General features: G+C 43.3%; 20 protein-coding genes and 1 pseudogene. 10 read left to right on the top strand and 11 right to left on the bottom strand.

What is annotated here, in order from left to right:
• The first annotated feature begins 257 nt into the window (after positions 1-257).
• From L4C35_RS02965 to L4C35_RS02940, 6 genes and pseudogenes are all read left to right on the top strand, one after another.
• A complete protein-coding gene (locus L4C35_RS02965; protein WP_428461472.1) occupies positions 258-791 on the top strand; it encodes a hypothetical protein in 534 nt (177 codons plus the stop codon).
• Positions 792-800: 9 nt separating this feature from the next.
• Entirely contained in the window at positions 801-2,402 is a 1,602-nt protein-coding gene (locus L4C35_RS02960) for a BCCT family transporter (RefSeq protein ID WP_428461471.1), read from the top strand.
• A gap of 88 nt (positions 2,403-2,490) precedes the next feature.
• Positions 2,491-2,667, top strand: a pseudogene (locus L4C35_RS02955) (di-heme oxidoredictase family protein); the annotation flags it as partial.
• Between the two features lie 223 nt (positions 2,668-2,890).
• The gene (locus tag L4C35_RS02950) at positions 2,891-4,636 is read left to right on the top strand and encodes a L,D-transpeptidase family protein (protein WP_428461470.1); all 1,746 of its coding nucleotides are present in this window, start codon (positions 2,891-2,893) and stop codon (positions 4,634-4,636) included.
• 154 nt (positions 4,637-4,790) lie between these two features.
• On the top strand, positions 4,791-5,345 hold the full coding sequence (mepK, locus tag L4C35_RS02945) for a peptidoglycan L,D-endopeptidase MepK (RefSeq protein WP_428461469.1): 555 nt from the start codon (positions 4,791-4,793) through the stop codon (positions 5,343-5,345).
• 103 nt (positions 5,346-5,448) lie between these two features.
• Positions 5,449-6,102 carry an MBL fold metallo-hydrolase gene (locus L4C35_RS02940; protein ID WP_428461468.1) on the top strand — a complete coding sequence of 218 codons (654 nt, stop codon included), beginning with the start codon at positions 5,449-5,451 and terminating at the stop codon, positions 6,100-6,102.
• A 69-nt stretch (positions 6,103-6,171) separates the two neighbouring features.
• Here L4C35_RS02940 and L4C35_RS02935 read toward each other — a convergent pair whose 3' ends face one another.
• Positions 6,172-6,831 carry a DUF2982 domain-containing protein gene (locus L4C35_RS02935; protein WP_428461467.1) on the bottom strand — a complete coding sequence of 220 codons (660 nt, stop codon included), beginning with the start codon at positions 6,829-6,831 and terminating at the stop codon, positions 6,172-6,174.
• A 410-nt stretch (positions 6,832-7,241) separates the two neighbouring features.
• Between L4C35_RS02935 and L4C35_RS02930 the strand changes: the two genes are divergently transcribed.
• Positions 7,242-7,643, top strand: coding sequence for a MarR family transcriptional regulator (locus L4C35_RS02930; RefSeq protein ID WP_428461466.1), 402 nt, complete (start codon positions 7,242-7,244; stop codon positions 7,641-7,643).
• A gap of 271 nt (positions 7,644-7,914) precedes the next feature.
• Positions 7,915-8,220: a hypothetical protein gene (locus tag L4C35_RS02925; RefSeq protein WP_048897135.1), complete on the top strand. Its 306-nt coding sequence runs from the start codon at positions 7,915-7,917 to the stop codon at positions 8,218-8,220.
• Between the two features lie 117 nt (positions 8,221-8,337).
• On the opposite strand, the gene L4C35_RS02920 is transcribed toward L4C35_RS02925, so the two are convergent.
• Positions 8,338-9,528 carry an amino acid aminotransferase gene (locus L4C35_RS02920; protein WP_428461465.1) on the bottom strand — a complete coding sequence of 397 codons (1,191 nt, stop codon included), beginning with the start codon at positions 9,526-9,528 and terminating at the stop codon, positions 8,338-8,340.
• Between the two features lie 561 nt (positions 9,529-10,089).
• Between L4C35_RS02920 and L4C35_RS02915 the strand changes: the two genes are divergently transcribed.
• On the top strand, positions 10,090-11,475 hold the full coding sequence (locus tag L4C35_RS02915; protein WP_428461464.1) for an MFS transporter: 1,386 nt from the start codon (positions 10,090-10,092) through the stop codon (positions 11,473-11,475).
• A gap of 73 nt (positions 11,476-11,548) precedes the next feature.
• Here L4C35_RS02915 and L4C35_RS02910 read toward each other — a convergent pair whose 3' ends face one another.
• A complete protein-coding gene (locus L4C35_RS02910) occupies positions 11,549-12,307 on the bottom strand; it encodes an enoyl-CoA hydratase-related protein (RefSeq protein ID WP_428461463.1) in 759 nt (252 codons plus the stop codon).
• 224 nt (positions 12,308-12,531) lie between these two features.
• Positions 12,532-12,747, bottom strand: a complete 216-nt coding sequence (locus tag L4C35_RS02905; RefSeq protein WP_428461462.1) for a VF530 family protein — start codon at positions 12,745-12,747, stop codon at positions 12,532-12,534.
• 153 nt (positions 12,748-12,900) lie between these two features.
• On the opposite strand from L4C35_RS02905, the gene L4C35_RS02900 reads away from it, so the two are divergent.
• A complete protein-coding gene (locus L4C35_RS02900) occupies positions 12,901-13,374 on the top strand; it encodes a YehS family protein (protein WP_428461461.1) in 474 nt (157 codons plus the stop codon).
• Positions 13,375-13,494: 120 nt separating this feature from the next.
• Here L4C35_RS02900 and L4C35_RS02895 read toward each other — a convergent pair whose 3' ends face one another.
• The 7 genes from L4C35_RS02895 to queE form a co-directional block, all read right to left on the bottom strand.
• Complete coding sequence (locus tag L4C35_RS02895; RefSeq protein WP_428461460.1) at positions 13,495-14,064, bottom strand: hypothetical protein; 570 nt, start codon at positions 14,062-14,064, stop codon at positions 13,495-13,497.
• Positions 14,065-14,293: 229 nt separating this feature from the next.
• On the bottom strand, positions 14,294-14,872 hold the full coding sequence (locus L4C35_RS02890; RefSeq protein WP_428461459.1) for a rhodanese-like domain-containing protein: 579 nt from the start codon (positions 14,870-14,872) through the stop codon (positions 14,294-14,296).
• A gap of 37 nt (positions 14,873-14,909) precedes the next feature.
• Positions 14,910-15,356 (bottom strand): MauE/DoxX family redox-associated membrane protein, encoded by a 447-nt coding sequence (locus tag L4C35_RS02885; protein WP_428461458.1) that lies wholly within the window; start codon positions 15,354-15,356, stop codon positions 14,910-14,912.
• A gap of 370 nt (positions 15,357-15,726) precedes the next feature.
• A complete protein-coding gene (gene asnS, locus L4C35_RS02880) occupies positions 15,727-17,127 on the bottom strand; it encodes an asparagine--tRNA ligase (protein WP_062688867.1) in 1,401 nt (466 codons plus the stop codon).
• Between the two features lie 99 nt (positions 17,128-17,226).
• Positions 17,227-17,379, bottom strand: coding sequence for a hypothetical protein (locus tag L4C35_RS02875; RefSeq protein ID WP_428461457.1), 153 nt, complete (start codon positions 17,377-17,379; stop codon positions 17,227-17,229).
• A gap of 210 nt (positions 17,380-17,589) precedes the next feature.
• A complete protein-coding gene (locus L4C35_RS02870) occupies positions 17,590-20,406 on the bottom strand; it encodes a hydrogenase expression protein HypA (protein ID WP_428461456.1) in 2,817 nt (938 codons plus the stop codon).
• A gap of 317 nt (positions 20,407-20,723) precedes the next feature.
• The gene (queE, locus tag L4C35_RS02865; RefSeq protein ID WP_428461455.1) at positions 20,724-21,392 is read right to left on the bottom strand and encodes a 7-carboxy-7-deazaguanine synthase QueE; all 669 of its coding nucleotides are present in this window, start codon (positions 21,390-21,392) and stop codon (positions 20,724-20,726) included.
• Positions 21,393-21,429: the final 37 nt, after the last annotated feature.

Genomic DNA, 21,429 nt, shown 5'->3' with positions numbered 1-21,429 from the left:
AAACTACATCAAACGGAGGCAACATGAAAGAAATAGTTATTAATTTTGAGGGAAGATAGAATTAATGTTAGACGTAAAAACATTAGAGTTCTAACTATTCTTGAAATTGATGACTATAATAGGGTGGTTAAAGAATCTACCAATCGCGGTATGATTCCACAATTATTCTTAATAAATGGAGCTATTTTGCCATTTTCTTTCATAAACCCCTCCTTTTTTGGTAGTATTTTGCCTTCTTTAGCTTAATGAAAGATATTATGAGTTCTGATAATTTAACTGTAAAAGAGATTGTAGAAGATCTTCAGATTCTTCGTGTTCGTTATGAGTTGCCAGACTCATCAGCGTTTGTACGCTATGAACCTCGTTTTGATGACAGCCAACCAGAAGAACTAACTGTTCACTCTTCGTGGGGTGTTCCATCTGTTGGGGCAGATAAAACGGGTAAATTTACATTACCTACGCTAGTGAACGAACTACAGTATGCTTATATTTTGGCGCACATGTTCCCAAATATGCAGGCAATGGAGTATTTCCTTGCCGGCTTTGACACAAGTTTGTCTCAGTTAGAATTCATTGGCGGCAACTACGATTTTGACCGTATGTGGATTTCAAGCGGAGTGAGCAATCTGGGCATTCCGATGGCTATTTTCCTAGGCCAACGCAATGCCGTGAATGGTCAACCTTCAGTAACCCTTGTCGATCACCGTAAACAAGCTACAGGCCAAGTGGTTTATCGTGCCGTTCGTGGCGCGGGTGAGCATGTTGGTGAAGATTTTTACTCGGAAGAGTAAGGAGGCAACATGAGAGCAAAATCAGGTTTACTGAAAGGACTCAATCCACCGATGGCATTAACGGCCATGACGGTGATTGCGCTCTTCCTTCTATTTGGTGCTTTTGACCCAGAACTGGCGGCATCGTGGTTTACGGGGGCAAAAGACTCCATTATTGCTGGCTTTAAGTGGTATTACATTCTTGTAGTGGCACTGTTCTTCTTCTTTGCTGTATTTCTTATTTTTAGTCGCTATGGTGACATTAAATTAGGGGATGATGATACCGAGCCCGAATTTAGCTACTTTGCGTGGTTCTCTATGCTATTTGGCGCGGGTATGGGTATCGGTCTTATCTTCTGGAGTATCGCTGAACCGATATTCCACCTGCAAAGTAACCCGTTCATCACCGAGGGTGGTACAGCAGAAGCTGCGCAAGTTGCAATGCGATTAACCTTCTTCCACTGGGGTCTACACCCATGGGCGATTTATGTGATCGTGGGCTTATCACTGGCTTTCTTCTCTTACCGTCGCAAACTTCCTCTAGCGATTCGTTCTGCGTTGTACCCTATTTTAGGTGATCGCATTTACGGGTTCTGGGGTCACTCTGCTGATGTATTAGCGGTATTTGGTACTGTATTTGGTGTCGCGACTTCGCTTGGTTTAGGCGTGGCTCAGATGAACACAGGTCTAAGCCAGCTACTAGGTATAGAAGTATCAATTACTAACCAGTTAATCTTAATTGCTGTTGTATCGTGTATTGCGACCTTATCTGTTGTGTCAGGCGTGGGTAAAGGTGTGAAAATTTTATCAGAACTTAACTTATGGCTAAGTATTCTGATCCTCATTTTCTTTGTGGCGTTTGGCCCAACAATTTACATCTTAAATAGCTTTGTACAAAACATTGGTGACTACCTCTCGAATGTCGTGGCACTTAGCTTCTGGACCAACTCGGAAGCCAATGGTACTTCTGCTTGGCAATCAGGCTGGACTGCATTCTATTGGGGCTGGTGGATTTCATGGGCACCATTCGTTGGCATGTTTATCGCCCGCATTTCGAAAGGTCGTACTATCCGTGAATTCTCGATCGGTGTACTGATTGTTCCTTCGTTATTAGGTATGTTCTGGCTGACTGCGTTTGGCGGCACGGCACTTCACATCGAATTGTTCGATGGTGGTGGTGTTATCGATGCTGTTAATAAAGACCTTACGCTTGCGCTATACGAAACGATTGGTCTAATGAATACAGGTTGGATCGAGCCAATTGCCAAAGGCGTTGTAACGCTACTGATTTGTACGTACTTCATTACATCATCGGATAGTGGCACTTTGGTTGTGACGACTTTGCTATCTGTTGGCGATCAAGAGCCACCGCTACGCCACCGTATTTTTTGGGGTTTAGGCGAAGGCTTAGTGGCTGCCATTCTATTGTTAACGGGTGGTCTCGCGGCATTACAAGCGGCTTCGATTACTGCAGGCTTACCTTTCTCTGTCATTATGCTGATGATGTGTTACTCATTGGTCATTGGCTTGAGAAAAGAGAAAGAGCGTCAGGTTGAAGATCGAATTCGACTGAAAGCACAAGATGGTTCACCACATATGACATTCATGGACCGTATTGGTCCGGGCAATTAAATGTCCTGTTGAATGTTAACTATGTGTTGTACATCAACTGCTTAGTTTAAAAGTGCGCAGCCAGCAGGCTGCGCATTTTTTTATTTTTTCCAACGGTTGTCAGAACTGCCACATTAAGGATGGGCGAGGTCATCCCCCCGAAGAAGGGGCAACCAATGCGGTGTCTATGTTGGTCCGATTAAGTATCCCTGCCATGGCGCCGGAGCAGAAAAAAGCCCTGATCACCAATGGGGTGATCCCCGATCCTATGTATGGCGAGCAGTTACCAATAATAAGTGGGTTGTTGGTTCGGGTTCAGGCAAGATGTTAACTGTCTCGCAGCATGGTCAAAATGCAGCCAGTCGTAGTCCTGTTCTATGGGATAATTATTGGAGTGTTTTGGCTTAAGTTTAAGAATTGATACACCTTGAAAAGTGACGGATTACTAAAATTACTCCCTGTGGTGAATGCGTTTGCCATACTTACATTATGTCAGTGAGGGAGTTCCAATGGCCATGAGAAAACAATGCAGTTTATCCGTCGCATTAGTACTCGCTCTTAGTGGGCAAGTGTGGGCTATTGCAGATGATAATACCGTGCCTATTCACTCCCAGAGTACTGCGCCGACAGAAGGCCTTGTTTCAAGCCCGCCAACGCCACCTGCATCCCCCCAAGTGCCGGGGGCGGTGTCTATAAAGTCCTCACCATTAGAAATGCAAAAAGCGAGATCTTGGGTTTCTGAAGTATCACGTAACGTTCGCGATTTACAGTATGTCGACAAACTAGCACAAATTTATTATGCCGTTGGTTATACTCCGCTTTGGCAAGATTCTTTTGTTGCCAATGAATTTGAAGATCAAATTCGAATTCTGGCATTAGCGGAGATTGAACCTGAGTTTGCCCGTCGCTACGCCATGCTTCAGCACTTTAAACAAGGCAATGATTGGCGGCAGTATGATTTATTGGCAACAGATACCTTGTTAAGCTATATGAGCTACGTAGAAAGCTTGCCTCAGTATGGTAAGCAATGGTTGTTTGGGAGTGGGTTAGCCATGCCATTACCACTGCCGTCTGAACCGTCGATAGCACGTATATTGAATGCGGTTGAAACAAACAGGCTGCGTTATTTTATTACTTCACTAAAACCACTTGATGAAAGTTATACTCGTATGGTCTTAGCGATTAATGATTTACAGCAGTTAGAATCAACGGCGTGGCCAACGTTTTATCAAAGAGGCATTATTCGGATTGGTGCGCCTTTAAAGCAACCTGAAGCTTTAATTACAGTATTACACCAACTTGGCGATTTAACGGATTATCAAGCTGACTCACTTCGAGCATCAAACATTCGTCACTACAATATTGATTTGGTGCAAGGTGTTAAAAGTTTCCAGCAACGGCACGGATTAAAAGTCGATGGTGTGATTGGCCCTAAAACGCGCTATTGGTTAGCTTTATCACCCAAGCAACGTGTGCGTGTACTGGCGTTAAATAGCCAGCGTGTACGCTTATGGCCAATGGACGTCTCCTCGGTATTGATAGTGAATATTCCCGGCTATGAGATGAACTTGTGGCTGGATAATAAGCATGTCATGGACAGTCGAGTGATTGTCGGGCGTCCTGATCGTCGAACACCGTTAATGAGCTCAAGTATTAACTCTGTGGTTTTTAACCCTTATTGGAATGTTCCTGTTTCAATTATGCAGAAAGATATTCTGCCGAAAGCCAAATACGACAGTAGCTATATAACGCGCAAAAATTTTGCTGTCATTCGTAGTTGGACAAGCTCAGAGCAAATCCCCGTATCAGCCATTGACTGGCATAATGTATCCATTAAATCCTTCCCGTACCGACTGCGCCAAAAGCCAGGTGCACGTAATGCATTAGGCCGTTATAAATTTAATATTCCCAACAAAAACGCTATTTATTTGCATGATACACCCGCAAAAAGTTTGTTTAACGAAGACGGCCGTGCATTCAGTTCGGGTTGTGTTCGGGTTGAGCATGCTGATGATCTTGCCATGGTCTTGTTGAACTACTCGGGCGTTTCGGAGCAAAGAGTGAATACCTTGAGTGCGCGCACTGGCACTAAAACGGTTGGATTAAAGAATAAGGTGCAAGTACACCTCATTTATCAGACTGCATGGGTGGATGACGAAGGCTTAGTTAATTTTCGTGATGACGTCTATCTCTACGATAAAATGAGTTACGCTTCGCAAACTGAACAGAAACTTACAACTGTTTACAAAGACTAAAATTGCTTAATTCTCAATAATTAGACACCGTTTCAGCAATGAAGCGGTGTTTTATTCCATCTATCCCATTTGACTGTGTAAAAATTGAACGTTAATTTAATCGGCGTTCGGGCAACATCGCGTTGTGTTTTTTTGTTTTAGATGGGTTTTAGGGATGTCTGAAATTGATTACAAGCGCCGCCAGATTCTGATTGCTGGTGGTATTACATTAGGTGCAAGCTTGTTTCCACAGCTTGCGATAGCAAGCCCATTTAAGTCGAGTAACCCACGCCAAATGTCTATGTGTAATATTCACACTGGTGAAGACATAGACACGCAATATTTTGATGGTGAAGATTATTTGCCTGAAGAGCTGCAACGTATTTATCAGATTTGTCGTGATTTCCGCCAAAACGAGGTCGCGAAGATGGATAAAAGACTGTTTGATGGTATTGCTAAAATTCAAGCCAATTTAGGCCACAAAGGGCAAGTGCGCATTATCTCGGGCTATCGTTCTGCAAAAACCAATAAGATGTTGCAAAAAAATGGTGGGGTAGCGAAAAAAAGTTACCATATGAAAGGGCAAGCTATCGACTTTAATTTAGAGGGAGTGCCTTTATCTAAAGTCCATAAAGCGGCCAAAGAATTGCGCTTAGGCGGTGTTGGGTATTACCCGAAAAGTGATTTTGTTCACATTGATACTGGCCCGGTGAGAAGCTGGCGTGGTTAACCTTTGAACGAGACAACAAAGCCGACAAATCATGTCGGCTTTGTTGTTTTTAGAAAGAAAATGGTACTCTTGCATCAGTTTAATTCTAAGGAAACCTTTCAGTATGAGCCTTCAATTTGAAATTGTACCTGTAACACCGTATCAACAAAATTGTTCGATTGTATGGTGTGATGAAACCAAAGCGGCAGTGGTTGTCGATCCAGGTGGTGATATTCACTTACTGAAAGCTAAAATTGACGAGCTTGGTTTGAATGTCGTTAAGCTAGTATTAACGCACGGCCACCTCGATCATGTTGGCGGCACAACAGCGTTAGCCGCTGACTTGGGCGTGCCTGTATGGGGACCTCACAAAGAAGATGCTTTCTGGTTACAAGGCCTAGCGCGTCAAAGTGAGATGTTTGGCTTCCCATTAACAGAAGCCTTTGATCCTGATCGCTGGCTAGACGAAGGTGATGACATCCCAGTGGGTAACCAAGTACTGCATGTATTGCATACGCCTGGTCATACACCGGGTCATGTGATTTTGCATAATACAGACGCTAAAATTGCTTTTGTCGGTGATGTATTGTTTAACGGTGGTATCGGTCGTACAGATTTCCCTAAAGGGGACTATCAGACACTGATTAACTCAATCAAGGGTAAACTGTGGCCGTTAGGCAACGACGTTACTTTTGTACCGGGTCATGGTCCCCTTTCAACCTTCGGTAACGAACGTGCTTCGAATCCATTCGTTGCTGACGAAATGCCGCTTTACTGATTTTTCAGCAAGCTTCTGAATAAAGAGCCGTACCTATTATAGGTACGGTTTTTTTTGCATTCTGTTTCGTCAATTAACCTGACTGGTATTAGCTTGAGCAAGATAGCGTCTTGCTAGTCCAACAAACTCACCTAAAGGTCGATCAAATAAATCTTCAGCAATAAAGAAATCAAACCCTAATAGCTCACGGTTATAACGCATGCGGTTTGCGAGCATCGCAATTAATCCCTTCAGTACAACGCCATTCTGGGTGGTGTAAGGGGTATCATCAAATAACATGTCTTCAATCGCGTGTGGGCTGTTTGGCGTGCGTTTAAAAGCAAGAAACAGTAAGCCTCTTTGTTCAATTAGCATTTTAGTTGCTACTCGTGGACAAATAGATGTTAAAAATTCGTCGTAATTTTTTAGTTTTACTCCCATCCAAGGCAGTGTTTGGTACCAACCTTCTGCTGTTGGCAACTCTGCTAACCCAAGTTGCTGAATACATTGCCAACGAAGCGACCAACCGCCTTCTGCGCTGTGATACTGCAAGTGCATAAAACTCAGTGTGAATGTCAGAACCGGGGTGTTCATTTGTTTAAACGCCATGATCGAAAAAGTAATGGCAAACAATAATAAGATTGATAAACCGACATTATTGATTGTCGGTATCAGAAAACTTGTGATGCCTATGGCCAAAATAGCAGCGAGACTGAACGCAAACCAGTAAACGCTGGGTTGGCTATTCATGGGTTTGATGTACCGAGTTTCCATGGTTGGTGTCTCGATAACAGATGTTGTGTTCACGGGTTCATGCATAAGCACTTGGTATCTAAATGAGCGATTTATGGGGTATTTCTTTGCTGTTTTAAAACCTTATACGTAGGGTTATGATAATTAGCGCACATTGGTAGAACCAAATAATGCACTATGTTTAATAATATTATGCCTGATATGCACTTCTCGCAATTTTGCTTTTTTAGGGAGTGTTTATGACCAAAATTGAACTAAATATACATAATTTTGAGTGAAATCATGTTTTGTTGTGGGTTAAATAACCGTTTGCTGGCATTTCTCTGACATCCTTGGTATAAAACGCGCTTACTTTTTCCCGCTGGATCAGTGGCGACTGAAAGTAGTGCAACGGAGTAGGAAATTTAATGAGAATCTCTCACAAACGTAAAGTTCAGCTTAAGCTGCAAAAGCGTGTATTAGCAAATGTAGCAGTAGCAAAACCAGCAGCGAAGAAAGACGCTGTGAAAAAAGCACCAACTGCAGAAACAGTAAAAGCTGCACCAGCGGCGAAGCCTGTAGAAGAAAAAAAGACAGTGAAAGCAGCACCAGCTGCAAAAGTGTCTTTGACTCCTAAGCAGCAACAAGTGCTTGATATTGTAGTAAGCAACGCTGAAGGCCTTAACCCTAAAGGTATTGGTCTTCAAGCGGGCCAAGAAGATGCGAAAGCGGCTTCTTGGGCGACTGGCGCGCTTAAAAAACTGGCTGAAGAAGGCCTAGTTGAGCGTATCCAGCTAGCGGGTAACAAAGTGCTTTATAAAGCAGCTTAATCCTCGCTCCCCGCCTCTTATCGTTAGAGGCGGGTGTTCCTTTCTTTTTCATACCAAGTCTTACCTTTCCCCATATTCATCCTATTTTTATTCTCATTTTTGTTAACAACATCTCATTAATCTGACGATATTCTAAGTCTCTGCTATAACTTATTTATAACGGATTTAAATATTCAGGGACTTAATACCAATAAATAACTGAGCTTATCCATCAAGGAAGTGATGCCAATGGTATAAGTGGTTTTGGTATCTACACTCGGAGGCAAGATTTATGACGATGATAAGTGCTAGAGAGTTTTCTGACTGGCTTCGTAATCGCTTTGCTGAAGAAGAACAAGGTGTATGCTTGACGCGTGACGATATTAATCAGCTAACGGGCAGACAGAGCTTTTCTCTGGGATTTGTGCACGACATTCATTATGAGCTAATGCAGCATGGCATGGCTTTTGTGACAGATACATCAAGAGAAAAATTTTATTTGGTACCGATATCAAATAAGCCTTGGCGAGATCAATTAGAGCGTCAATATGAAAGGGAATTGTTCTGTAATGTACTACCGTTGGACAAGTCGGGCTGAAGCTTAGCGGCGAGTGCATCAGTGATGTTGCGAATAACAAAGAGAAATAAAAAAGAGGGGGCATACTTGCCCCCTCACTTATAACTCTAACCTCTGCTACTTAGCTGTTAACTGAGCTTAAAGCACAGCAGCAATACCTTTACATAGCGGCAGCATGTTATTTTTGGTCATGCCGGCAACGCTGATGCGGCCAGAGCCCACGATGTAAATGGCAAATTCGTCTTTTAGGCGCTTAACTTGTTCTTTAGTTAAGCCAGAGAACGAGAACATACCGTTTTGGCGTTCGATAAAGCTAAAGTCGGCATCTACACCTAACTCTTTTAGTGTATTTACAAACAGAGTGCGCATCTCTTGAATACGGTCACGCATTTCAGCGACTTCTTGTTCCCACTCAGCGCGTAGCGCTGCATCGTTTAAAATTTCAGTTACGATAGCTGCGCCGTGAGCCGGTGGGTTAGAGTAAATAACACGCGCAATGCTTTTTACTTGGCTAAAGGCGGTGTTTGCAAGTTCAGCGGTTTCCGCGACTAGCGTGAAAGCACCAACACGTTCGTTGTACAGGCCAAAGTTTTTCGAGAATGAACTCGCAATCAATAGCTCTTTACATTGTGCCGCGAAAATACGCAGACCCAGTGCATCTTCTTCAACGCCTGCAGCAAAACCTTGGTAAGCAAAGTCAAACATTGGCAGTAAGTCTTTCTCAACACACAGTGCTGCTAGCTGTTCCCATTGTGTCGAGTCTGGGTCGATACCTGTTGGGTTATGACAGCAACCGTGTAGCAGTACAATGTCACCCGCATTAGCTTGTGATAGGTCTTTAAGCATAGCTGCAAAGTCCATATCTTTCGTTTCTGCGTTGTAATAACCATACTGCGCAGTTTCTAGATTTGCCGCAGCAAATACGCCATTGTGGTTAGCCCATGTTGGATTACTGATCCATACTTTTACATCACCAAGTTGGCGTTTAATAAATTCAGCCGCAACGCGTAGTGCACCGGTACCACCTGGCGCTTGCGCTGTTTGTGCGCGTTTGTTTGCGATAATCGTAGCGTCATTACCAAAAAGTAGCTGTTGAACAGCGAGGCCGTATTCCGCAGTCCCTGGAATGCTTAAGTATGACTTAGTGGTTTCTTTTTCTAATAAGATGGCTTCTGCTTTTTTAACAGTCGCAAGTACAGGTGTATTACCTGTTTCATCTTTATAAATACCAACACCAAGGTTAATTTTTTCTGCGCGAGCATCATTTTTGAATTCTTCAGTGAGGCCAAGAATAGGGTCGGCAGGTGCAGCTACGATTTTTTCAAACATTGTGGTGGTCATCCATGCTGAGAGTAATAAAGGGCGATACTTCTCTTTATACCCTTTGAGAGTGCCTATTTACAACAAAATGCAACAATTTAACTCGAATTATTTTCACACTAGACATTTTTTGCATCTTATTGATAACCACCCGATAAAAATAACGATAAATTAGCCGCCTTATGGTTATTAAATAACGTTATTTATTGAGTTTGTTGGCTGTTTTGTGAACCAAATCGAAGGTTTTTTGTGGTGGCGATCAAATTTGATGTAATTTTACGAGATTGTGGTGTGATGTAACATTGTGATGTGAAACTGATCACGGTTGGTACGGATGGCTCTAACGTAGGATTACTCCCCGAAGGATAACGCTCTAATATGATGATTTAATATGGCTTTTAAATATAAAATACCACAAAAAGCCATTTAGATAGCTAAAAGCAACTAAGCGTTGTTTTTAACTGATTTTCATCAGCCCTGAGCATGGAAAATTCCGGTTTCATTTATTTGTTGAGCATTTATCGAACAGCAACAATAAATGTCACCGCTGGCGTTTAATCGGGGAATAAAATGGAAAAGCCACGCCTGTCTTTTTGGCAAATATGGAACATGAGTTTTGGATTTTTAGGCATTCAATTTGGTTTCGGCTTACAAAATGCCAATGTAAGCCGAATTTTTGAAACGCTGGGAGCGAGCATAGATCAAATTCCGATTTTGTGGATTGCCGCACCACTAACGGGTTTACTGGTTCAGCCCATTATAGGTTACTTCAGTGACCGAACATGGACCGTATTAGGTCGTCGTCGCCCGTATTTTTTATGTGGCGCAATCGCATCGTCCTTTGCACTGCTTGTCATGCCATATTCTCCATACCTGTGGGTTGCTGCGGGCATGCTTTGGATTTTAGATGCTTCTATTAATGTGTCGATGGAACCCTTCCGAGCGCTCGTTGCGGATAACTTACCATCCGATCAGCGTACTCAAGGCTTTGCCGTTCAAACCTTTTTTATCGGCGTTGGTTCTGTTGTTGCTTCAGCAATGCCATATATCTTGAGTAATGTGTTTGATGTGGCAAATACAGCGCCTTCTGGTGAAGTACCACCGTCAGTGAAAATTTCATTTCTTTGTGGTGCACTTGTTTTCTTGGCATCGATATTATGGACAGTATTTAAAACCAAAGAATACTCACCACAAGAAATGGATAAATTCCATGCCGCGGAGTTGGCAGATAATCTTGTTCAAGAAAAAGCTGAAGATAAAGAAGAGAAAGCCAGCTTAAAAGAAATTATGGATGATCTACGCGCCATGCCTAAAACCATGATGCAGCTTGCGGTTGTCCAATTTTTCTCATGGTTTGCCTTGTTTGCAATGTGGATTTACACCACTTCGGCTGTAACATCGCACATTTTTGGTACCTCAGATACGAGTTCGGCGCTATATAACGAGGGTGCAGACTGGGTAGGCTTGTGTTTTGCAGCCTATAACGGTATTTCTGCCTTAGCCGCATTTGCACTGCCTTGGCTTGCTAATCGTACCAGCCGTAAGTTTGTACATTCGCTAGCGTTAGTGATTGGTGGTGTGAGTTTGGCATCTATCACTATGATTGAAAATCCACAAATGCTGATGCTTAACATGGTCGGTATTGGCATAGCTTGGGCAAGTATTTTATGTATGCCTTACGCGATTCTAGCGGGGGCGCTGCCAAGCCGTAAAATGGGCTTCTACATGGGGGTATTTAACTTCTTTATCGTGCTCCCTCAGATTCTGGCAGCAGGTATCTTAGGCTTCTTCACTCGCTGGGCATTTGATGGCAACACTATGATGGCCTTAGTGCTAGGTGGCTGCGCTATGATAGTGGCAGGCTTCTTCGTTACGTTTGTTCAAGATGAAGATGAGCCAAACAACATCGAGGAACAAGACGGAAAAGCAGTCAAAACCAAGGCCGCTATAGCGTAATTATTCGCTCTATTTGTTCTGCATTTAAAGCCAGCATACCCATGCTGGCTTTTTTGTATTTCTAGTCTGGCGATTAAAATTGGCTAAAATTAGCGGGGCGTTTTTCAAGGAAGGCAGTAATGGCTTCTCGTGCTTCTGGTTGTGTTAACAAATGAAATAGCTGTTTGTTTTCAGCATCGACACAGGTGACTAAATCGTTAAGCTCAAAATCCACCAACATGGTTTTACTGATCTGTAATGCAGATGGAGGAAGCAATGTGAGCTGTTCTAAACAAGTATTGGCATCTTCCATCGGATTATGGCTTAGCCCACTCACAAAACCTAATTCGAGCGCTTCCTCTGCAGTCATTGTTTCACCGAGCATCAGCATAGCTTTTGCCTTTCTAATACCAATTATACGGGACAAATACTGACTCGATGCAAATTCAGGACATAGGCCTAATTGAGCAAACGGGGTTTTGAAAAAAGCATGGTGTGAGATGAAGACAAAATCACAAAATTGTAAAAGGGTAGTACCTATGCCGATTGCAGGCCCTTCTACTACGGCCACCACAGGCTTTTTATTTCGAATGAGTGCTTTGATAAAGCGCCCAGCATGATTGTCCTGTGCCCCGTTGGAGATAGCAAGGAAGTCTTGCATGTCATTGCCACTGGTAAAAACGTTTCCTTGAGCATGGAGTAAAATCGCACGTACGTCTTTGTTGTCTTGGCATTTCTCAAGTGTGTCAGCTAGCGCTTGGTACATACGTTGGTTAATGGCGTTTTTGGCTGACGGGCGGTCAATTTCAATCGACAGAATGTGATTTTGGTGAGTGACATTTATCTCGTGCATTGCGTTCTCCTTCCCTGTGAACGGTATTGGTACAATTAGGTTAGTTCAAGTTAGAGTTATTACGCTATAAAGATTCGAGGTAAAGGTTATTAGAGGGAGTGTGTGAAATGATAGGCGGAGTAATAGAAAACTGAAACTTGCGAAAATGATGTGTTGAAACGAGGGGGGGTTATTAAGAGCCAGCGTTACTAGCTCTTATTTATGCTGAGTATGAATGCTCAGAATTACTTCTGAACCATATCAATATAAAGTGCTTCAACTTTAGTGCGTGCCCACTCTGTTTTACGTAAGAATTTAAGGCTCGATTTGATGCTTGGGTCTTGGTTGAAACAGCGGATGTCGATACGGTAACCGAGCTCATCCCAGCCGTAATGTTCAACCAATTCAGTAAGAAGTTTTTCGAGGGTAATGCCGTGTAGTGGATTGTTTGCTTGTGTCATAGTGTTCTATCTCGTTTAAGAACCGCAACTATAGCAGGTAAGTAAAGAAATAATATCGCTTTAGGAATAAAGTTGCGCTGATGTCTGGTAAAATACGGCAAAATTTCGCAGTGAGTCATCTCGACTGGGCTGTAATAAACTTAGGACATACTTGTGGTCAACAACGATATCTTACGCCGTATTCGCTACACTTTTGATTTTAATGATGCAGAGATGATTACTATCTTTGCTGCTGCAGAGCATGAAGTCACTAGAGAGCAAGTTAGCGATTGGTTGAAGAAAGACGATGATGACGCTTTCAAAAAATGTACAGACCGTGAACTGGCAATTTTTCTAAATGGTTTAATCAACCATAAACGTGGTAAGAAAGAAGGCGAGCAACCAGAGCCTGAAACACGTTTAACCAACAACATGATCTTCATGAAGTTACGCATCGCACTGAATTACCGTGCTGAAGACGTGTTAGAAATCATGGAAAGCATCGACTTTAATTTAAGTAAGCATGAGCTTAGCGCGTTTTTCCGTAAGCCTGAAAACAAGCACTACCGTGAGTGTAAAGATCAGATCTTACGTAACTTCTTATTAGGTGTTCAACGGAAAGAGCGCCCAGAAGTAGAATCTGAATAATACGAAATAACGTATTGATTGTAAGAAGTATAATCAGTATTTTGTTCAGATATAGATAAATAAAAGGCTACCTTCGGGTAGCCTTTGTTGTATCTGGGACTTGCTCGTTAATTAGCTGTCCTATTGATTTAGCATTATTTCGCCGTCATGCTCAGTCAACAGCATTTTTTGGATATTGAAACCGCAAAGCATAAGGATTAGGCACCAATTTAAGAAAGGTAGCGTTCCTTTTTCTAAGCTTGTTGCAATCTGAGTCGGCTTCCACTGAAAAGTGTCACAAAGGCTCTCTACGGTAATGCCAGTAAAGGTGTTATCGCCAATAATGCGCTTAAATTCTTTTTCGCTAGGCATTTCAAAAGCGTTTTTATTTTTAAACGCAGTTGGTTTGAATGCACGCATGACTTTTCTTGCATCCACATCAATCGGCTGACCATTGTTTTGAATGTTTGGTCGACCGACTAGAGCGGCGAGAAAACACCAGCAAGGGTAAGGGATCTCAGAAATATTATCGGGTTCGCGCTTATAGCGTGACATCCAATCAGAGATTTTTTTCTCTTGTAGACCAGTTAAATCGGCAAGGGTTGCTGAATCATAACCATACTCTTTTAATTGGTTAATAACTTCAGCGACTTCAGAAACGAAGGGTTTAGCCCATAGGTTTACTGGCGCTAGGGTATTTTCTCTGATCATAATGGACTCATATGGTTTAGCGTTGCTGCTTACTGAAATAAGCGGATAGGCGTTAGCTTATTCTAACCCTGCAACCAAGTCTATGACGAGAGTTCACCAGCTATATATTTCGCGCTAGCTGTTGGTAAATCGGTCAGTTTGCAGTGACATGATAGTGTTAAGAAAAAGGCTGGGTCATTATTTCGGATGATCCAGCCTTTTTGATATTTAAGTCATTGCTTGGAATGAATTATAGCGAAGCGGTTTTAAAGCCTGCGCCTTTCCACGCAAAAATACCACCAGGGTAACGATAGACATTGGTGTAACCGAGTTTTACCGCCCAAGCTGCCGCGTTATGGCTACGGCTGCATTTCACGAAACCGCAGTAAAAGACCAAGGTTTTATCCTTGTCTTCACCAAGCAGCTGAGTGAAATCCTCAACTGACTTTTGGTCGGTTAATGCAGAATCCCACTCTGGCATGTTAGGGATAGGGAACTCGAATTGCTTAGCGCTTGGGATGTGCTCTTTTTTATAACTGTCTTTGAACGGCATAGCATCGACAATCATCACATCACTGTCTTGCTCGGTGAGTGCTTTGAGCCCGTTAGTGTCGATGAGTTGATAGTTGCCAGCAAGGGTTTCATTATGAAGTTTGATAGCCACTTGCTCTGTTTCTACTTCGGCTTTGAATTTACCGCCAAACAGGCCTGCACTGGCACTGAACGGTAGGGTTAACAATGCACTGGCAAGAATAAGCATCTTGAGTGAAAAACTGCGTTCGATACGCAGGAAAGAAAACGAATGCAAAGGTGCCGTGTGTTGTCTCATGATTGTATCCTTATTAAAGTAGGCTCGTTCCGTCACATCACACGCTGGGTGTCATCGCACGGTGGTTTGCCAAGTTATTGAAATAATAAAGTGCTGCTGAAACACTCAGGACTAGTAGCAAGGTGATAAATTGGGGCTGAAGTGTGCTGTAGACTTCTGATTGAAGCGATCCCGATAGGTAGCAGCCACAATCAAAATGTAAGCCTTGGTAAAGCGCAAGTCCCTGCAAGGCAATGTGGATGCAGAAGGCCGCAACAACAGGCAATAAGGTTGTAATGCCAAACAAGGCGGTGAGTACACTAATGCCAAGCATGAGTGGTATGACAAAAGCGATGGGGTCGGCAAACCTAATAGGGACGATACCAGTATCACTAAGCAGTAATCTGGTGTGATCAGCGAAGAAAAATCCTTTTACCGTGAGTGCAGCTGCGCACATCAGTACAAAAGAGGTAACAATAAGATGGAAATACCCTTTAGTTTTCATAAATTGATCGCTTCCTTTTGTATTGCCCGATTCTTGAGTGAGCGAATGAACAGCCAAAGATCTAATCTGACAAATCGGTTTAGTTTTAATCCCTTAAGTTAGACATGGTTTTACGTTCTTGACGTTGGTCGGGTAATCACAAGTGGGATTTAACTAACTAATTGAACAGAGCGTTATCATAACGTACCCGCGTTAAGTGAACCTTGATGCAGGTAGCGAAAATGCGCCTCTAAATTAATATTGAGAGTGCGAACTTGTTGAAAAATAGAAAATATTCAAGGGGTAAGGGGATTGTTAATAGGGGGGATATCAGCCATAAAAAAGGCCACCCGAAGGTAGCCTTTTATAATGCTATTGAGCGAACTTCTAATTAGAAGTTTGCAGAGCGTGGTGCACGTGGGAACGGGATTACGTCGCGGATGTTTTGCATACCCGTTACGTAAGTCACTAGACGTTCAAAACCAAGACCGAAGCCAGAGTGAGGAACTGTACCGTAACGACGTAGGTCGCGGTACCAGTCTAGGTGAGTTGGGTCGATACCCATTTCGTCGATACGCTTGTCTAGAAGCTCTAGACGTTCTTCACGTTGAGAACCACCGATGATTTCACCGATACCCGGTGCTAGAACGTCCATTGCCGCTACTGTTTTACCGTCATCGTTCATACGCATGTAGAATGCTTTGATGTCTTTCGGGTAGTTTTTAACAACAACAGGTGCTTTGAAGTGTTCTTCTGCAAGGTAACGCTCGTGCTCAGAAGACATGTCGATGCCCCACTCAACATCGAATTCAAATTCGCGGCCAGAATCTTTTAGGATTTGGATTGCGTCAGTGTAATCAACTTGTGCGAAGTCAGAATCAACGAAGCTCTCTAGACGAGAAATTGCGTCTTTGTTGATGCGCTGTGCAAAGAACTCAAGATCGTCACGACGCTCTTCAAGTACCGCTTTGAACACATACTTCAGCATGTCTTCTGCTAGTTTTGCTACATCGTTAAGATCAGCAAAAGCAACTTCAGGCTCAACCATCCAGAATTCAGCTAGGTGACGACTTGTGTTTGAGTTTTCCGCACGGAAAGTCGGGCCGAATGTGTACACTTTACTTAGTGCACAAGCATACGTTTCAGCATTTAGCTGGCCAGATACCGTTAGGAAAGTTTCTTTACCGAAGAAGTCTTTATCGAAATCGACTTCACCAGCGTCAGTCATAGGTGTGTTCACAAGATCAAGTGTTGATACACGGAACATTTCACCCGCACCTTCACAGTCAGACGCTGTGATAAGTGGTGCAGACATCCAGAAGTAACCTTGCTCGTGGTAGAAGCGGTGAATAGCTTGCGATAGACAGTTACGAACACGCGCTACAGCACCAATCATGTTAGTACGAGGACGAAGGTGAGCCACTTCACGAAGGTATTCGATTGAGTGACGAGTTTTCGCCATTGGGTATGTGTCTGGGTCTTCAACTAAACCAACAACTTTTACGTTTGTTGCAGCTAGTTCAAAATCTTGACCTTTAGCAGGAGACTCAACAATCTTACCAGTGACCTCAACAGAGCAACCAGTTGTTAGTTTAAGTACTTCTTCCTGGTAATTATTTAACTCATTTGGGACCACGGCCTGAATCGGGTCGAAACAAGAGCCGTCATAAATGGCAAGAAAAGAGATCCCAGCTTTGGAATCACGACGTGAGCGGATCCAACCGCGGACAGTGACTTCAGTGTCTACTGCCAGCTTACCGCTTAATACGTCTGTTACAGGCGCGTAAGTCATGTTTAAATTATTCTCCGTTAAGGCACTTTGGTCGTAATTGACAATTTGTGCTTTAAGATACATTCCGAACCATCAATATTACCTGTCTCACGTCAAGCATCAAGCATTGTTATCACTTGAAAGCGTAAATTGATGAAGTAATCGCTCTAATTGCGCTGCTAACTGCTCAAGATTTGCACTAATCTCTCTTGATTGCGCTGCATGAGAAGAAGTTTCACCTGAAGTGGCGAGTAATGGTTTCAATTTTGGCATTCACCGAATCTGCCTGTTCGGCACTTTGTTGCGAAATGCCAGTGGTGTGATCAATAACTACCTGAATATGATTACTAATGTCAGATCAAGCTTATGATGATAGGAATGTTGAGATCGTTTGTATCTGTTGTATCGCGCCAAAACGTGGTTGTTAAGGCGCGATATTGGATGTGATAGTGTAACCGATGACTTGTCGGTAATTTATGTCGCTTACGGCGAGATGTATTCACATGCTCTACCATCATCGAGGATTGTACCGTTGGCGACACCTGGTGGACGCGGTTGTGGCTGTCCCTCTGGAACCACGGGTGGCAGGATCGTTGTCACGTTAGGTACGTCATTGGCACTGATAAAGGTAATGGTATCGCTCCACACCTCGCCCTCATCCGCAGCAAATTGCAAACCTGCTTGCCATCGTGTTTGGTGATTAAACGCTTTAATCGTGAAACGTAAACCGTCGGATTCTGTCATGGTGATACGTTCGTTTAGCGAACCGTCCACGGCTTGGTAAAATAAGCTACCGTCTTCATCTATTTTCCAATGAATATCGATATTGAAACCACAACCTGCTGAATCGATATATTTACCCCGGAAGAAGTCGCCATCAAATTCGTCACTCAGTTTAAGAAAACGTGAGCTGTCACTGGCAAATTTCAGTGCTTTGTCATCATTGGCAATGCCTGTTTCACCTATTAGCATCGCTTCATTGAAGCGCACCATTTTGTTGTCCCAACCAACCATACAAGCCGCAGTTTCATTCTGATATTGGGCTTGGGTTGATTTGGTTAAGGGTGCTACGGTCGTCATATCCCAACCAGAATCACCAGTGGTACACGCGGTGAGTTCAAACGGTGAATATTCTTTGTTGATAGACGAAAAGATAGAATTGATGACAGGGCCAAAAGGATCAAAGCGCGAGAAGAACACTTTATAAGCGTAGAGGTTAGTATTGCGATCTCGGCTGGTAACCGCCATTAAATCAAAATCTTGTTCTTGGGCTGGATCCCAGTTGATCTTGAGGTAACCTTCAGAAGTATGCGTCCATGTACGATCATTAAACTGGCGATCACCGTTGATGTAATATTCCCATGTGTTGTCGGGTTTTAAGATCACAGTGTCGATATCACCACTTTCTGTTAACTGAACGAGGTGTTGGTTGATCAGCCCACTAATATCTTCTGCGGTAAAACGTTCATCTCCGCCACATTCAATGATGGCATTGAGGTATTTATCGGTTGTTGCTGTTGAGGTATCGCCAAAGGTACAGCGACCAAAGGGCGGTAGGTTACTGCGACTGGCGGCGGCAAAGATCTGCTCCTTAGCATTGTTATCGAACCCCGCGAAATGAAACGGTTCGAATTTCAATAAGGTTTCACCAATATTGACGAAGTTACGGTCTTCCACCAAAAAGAGGTTGTTGGTGGTGAAGCGGTAACTATCATCAAGCTGTTTGACAATATCTGGTACCACAAATTGAATAAACTCGGTATTACCTAATGTGACAGGGGCGAAGGTACCTTCTGTGAACACATCCCAGTTATCGCCAGCAACATTGAACCAGTAATAAGCGGTATAGAAGCCTTCTTCTTGAACAAACTCGACCACGAATTTATCCGATAAGTTAAAGCCTTTTGTTTCCAACACTTGGCTAGCGCGTACGTCACTTATGACATCTTCAAGTGCTGTGATATGAACACTAGGTTGAGCGGGTGGACTCACTCGACAAGCATCGTTGTTGTCACGGGTGTCGCACAATAAATACTGCTCTTTTTGCGGTTGCCATGTGAAATAAAAACCGTAGGTATCTTCCGTAAATTCTGTCTCGGCTGGAATATATTTACTGATGTGATGATTGTCTTTAGAGGACAAGAAATAACGGATCTTCTTACCGGTGAGTGGGTAAACCTTAACGCTGAGATTATTGCCCAACTCTTCATTGCCTTGTAGGGCCGAGTTTGTCATTAAGGCTGTTTTTTTGGTGGTTAATACTACCTTGTCATAGTCAAATAAGCCCTGCCAGCCACCTCCTGTAAACACTTGTTTAGAAATGTCATTGGATGAAAAGCGTGTACTTTCACTGAAATAAGTAAAGTAAGTGGAGAAGGTGATATCGGTGCTGCCGTCTTTTCGCCAACCTGTATCCGTCTGACGGGTTTCTGTACCATCGTAGGCATATTGATTTGCGTTGATGCCGCTACCTTGATTCGAATCAAAACTATTTAAGCGCCAATAGCCGTCAGTTAGTATCGCTTCAATGTTACCTTCAGCGCCGAGTTGCTCTGAGTAAGTGCGATCAATAATGCCATCGGTAACATCTCTGACTTTGGTGAGTATCAAAATATTTTGCAGTGTCATGCCCAGTGTGCCTAATTGCGGGCGTAAGGCAGATTCGATCTCGCTATTAATTTGTGTCATGTAGGCTGTTGATTCACGGAGTTTGCGTACGCTAGGTTCAACAACGGTCTCGAGGAAGACACCCCAATCACCTTTTTCGATTACACGTTTGGTAATGGCTTGGTAGGCGAGGGTACTGTTTAGCGAGACAACAACCTCACTGCTTGTTAATGGCGCCATATAGAGGTGCTTAGGCAGTGGATCACCTATGATAACGTCGGGTTCATTGAAGAGGTCGATCAGCAGTATTGCATTAACACGCTTGAGTGTATCTGCGTCAAATTGATAGCCTCCATTGCCGAGCTTTTGCCAGCCCGATAGGGTCGAAGTGCGGTAAATTTTTCCCTGACCGTCAATCAGTACAACTTTGAAATTCTTTTCTTGCAGGCTAGATAAGATATCAGCGTAAGCGGGGCTAATAACATTGATTGATAGCGGCGACTTAGATTGGGGCAATGGTGATTGATAAGCTGTCGCCAGTCCTTCTGGGACATCGACGGTTACCGTAAATCGACTAGAAATTTCAACAACTTCCTGTGGTACGACAGCAGGGTCATCACTGCCGCCACCTCCGCAGGCTGTTAATGTTCCACCAAGCATGGCTACAGCCATGATGCGAATGAAAGCACGCATAGCAACTCCCCTGTTAAAATGAAATTCGTGTCAAAGCACGAAGGTTATGCTTGTATGCATTTCTCATCATTTATAGCTGTGGTGCTATTTAGTTCGCGTGAGAAATGTCGATCTATTTGGGGTGAGTATAGGAAGTTGGAGAGGGGGCTTGTGTGAAACTATGCGACCGATCTTGAAGATGGAGCTGGGGTCTAAAAAATAAGAAAGTGTAAAGAGCGTGACGGTTGGAAGGAGATGGAGTGATTAAGCTCAGCATCGGTTGGAAAGATACTGAGCTTAACGATTAATCACAATTATTTGAGATAAATCGTGAGCGCTTAGGCAATAGCGAGGTATTTGTGTGTTTGAATCGACAAGCGCCAATTACGTTTCACACAGGTTTCGATGCAAAGTTCTGTTGCGCGTGGTTTTTGGCTGATTGGTTGAAGCGCAATCGTGACATCACTACGCAAGACTTTGCCTTCAAGCAACGCATCTAGCTGATCAACATCTTTTTGGGTGCCGACTGGGTGCTTAATTTCATTGGCGCGCTCTAATGCACTAGTGAGCACTGGAAGTTTGGCTTTCATGTTAATTTTAGGCGAAACAGTCACCCAAGTTGCTGCCGTTGCCATGACATCAGATGTGCCGCTGGTTTCAATTTGGCACTGGAAGCCTGTGTTTTCTAATGCTTGCGTCAGGGGCATTAAATCATAGATGCATGGTTCGCCACCTGTGATAACCACGTGTTTTGCGGTGTAGCCTTGATCAATCAGTAACTGTACAACGCTGTCAGCGTCGAGTTCAGTCCATAATGGAGAGTCTTCTTTTTTCGCCATAATGGTATCAAGGTCGGTCAAATCATTGGGTTCTGCACTCCAAGTTTGCTTAGTATCACACCAAGAACAGCCAACAGGGCATACCTGCAATCGAACAAAAATGGCTGGAACACCAGTGAAAACCCCTTCACCTTGAATTGTTTCAAAGACTTCGTTTAATTTGTACACCGTAAACCTCAGTGGAGAATGCTAATTTCATTCAACG

Source organism: Photobacterium kagoshimensis, from assembly GCF_050337045.1.
GTDB classification, from domain to species: domain Bacteria; phylum Pseudomonadota; class Gammaproteobacteria; order Enterobacterales; family Vibrionaceae; genus Photobacterium; species Photobacterium kagoshimensis.
The sequence above is the reverse complement of the archived record's forward strand: the minus strand, read 5'-3'. Positions and strand labels throughout refer to the sequence as shown.